Source organism: Polaromonas sp. P1_E3 (assembly GCF_056405935.1).
This window is the reverse complement of the sequence record NZ_JBFUBD010000531.1, coordinates 1-1,579: the sequence shown is the minus strand read 5'-3', so window position 1 is coordinate 1,579 and position 1,579 is coordinate 1. Positions and strand designations below refer to the sequence as shown.

Sequence of the window (1,579 nt, the reverse complement as noted above, 5' to 3'; positions counted from 1 at the left end):
GTGGACCGCAAGGCACGCACGCGCAGCGTTGACGAAATGTCGGGCGTGCTGCGCGAGCGCCTCAAGCAGGTGCCGGGCATCACGGTGACGCACGTCGGGCTGCTCGACGCCGTGGGCGGCAACAAGMAGGTGGAGTTTTCCCTGCAGGGCACTGACTTGAAGGAACTGGAGCGCCTCACGCGCGCCATCAACGACAAGATTCGCGGCATTCCCGGCCTGGTCGACCTGGACTCCAGCGTCAAGGCCGACAAGCCGGTCATCGAAATTGCGGTGCGGCGCGACGCGGCTTCCGACCTGGGCCTCTCCGTGTCGCAGATCGCCGCATCGCTGCGCACCCTGGTGGCGGGGCAAACCGTGGGCAACTGGCGCGCCCCCGACGACCAGACTTACGACGTGAACGTGCGCCTGGCGCCCGATGCGCGCAATGCGCCAGAGGACCTGGAGCGCCTGCCCTTCATGAGCACGCCCGGCAGCGGCGCGGACGGCGCTGCGCACATGGTGCGGCTCAACCAGGTGGCCACCGTGAAGGAATCCACCGGGCCCAACCAGATCAACCGGCGCGACATGGCGCGCGAAGTCGCGATCAACGCCAACGTCTATAACCGCTCGGCCGGTGAGGTGTCCAACGACATCAAGGCCGCACTGGAAAACTTCAACTTTCCACCCGGCTATCGCTACCAGTTCAGCGGCTCCACCAAGAACATGGCTGAATCTTTTGGCTATGCGGTGTCGGCGCTGGTGATGGCCATTTTGTTCATCTACATGATCCTGGCCAGCCAGTTCAAGAGCTTTTTGCAGCCCATGGCGCTGATGACCTCGCTGCCGCTGACGCTGATTGGCGTGGTGCTGGCGCTGCTGCTGTTCCGCTCCACGCTCTCGATGTTTTCCATCATCGGCGTGGTGATGCTGATGGGCCTGGTGACCAAGAACGCGATTTTGCTGGTCGACTTTGCCATTCGCATGCGCGCCGACCAGGTAGACGTGGACGGCCACCGCGTTCCGGGCATGAACCGCAGCGATGCACTGCTGCATGCCGCCAAGGTACGGCTGCGCCCTATCCTGATGACCACGCTGGCGATGATCTTCGGCATGGTGCCGCTGGCCTTTGCCCTGACCGAAGGCTCGGAGCAGCGCGCGCCCATGGGCCAGGCCGTGATCGGCGGCGTCATCACCTCTTCGCTGCTGACCCTGGTGGTGGTGCCGGTGACCTACTGCTACCTGGACGACCTGGGCCAGTGGTTCAAGCGCAAATTCGGCCCTAAAACACCGCCGCAAGACGCCACGGACATGCCTGCTGCAACGCCGGCCGCCGTCATGGGTGACCGCTAAAATCAAAGGTTTATCTCGTGTACAGCCCACCCTCCCCCATTTCGCCAACTTACAGGTCCGCCATGAACTACGAACAAGCCCGATTCAACATGATTGAGCAGCAAATCCGCCCCTGGGAAGTGCTGGACAACCAGGTCCTTTCCCTGCTGGCCGTGGTCAAGCGCGAAGACTTTGTCCCGGCTGCCCACAAGGCGCTGGCTTTTGTCGACATGGAAATCCCGCTGGGCGCCGGACCGGGCCAGTGCATGCT

At 63.4% G+C, this 1,579-nt stretch carries 1 protein-coding gene and 1 pseudogene; both read left to right on the top strand.

What is annotated here, in order from left to right:
* Positions 1–1,329, top strand: a 1,329-nt coding sequence (locus AC1D0Z_RS21355) for an efflux RND transporter permease subunit (protein WP_477660160.1), incomplete at its 5' end; no start/stop codon positions are given.
* A gap of 62 nt (positions 1,330–1,391) precedes the next feature.
* Positions 1,392–1,579: pseudogene (locus AC1D0Z_RS21350) on the top strand (protein-L-isoaspartate O-methyltransferase); the annotation flags it as partial.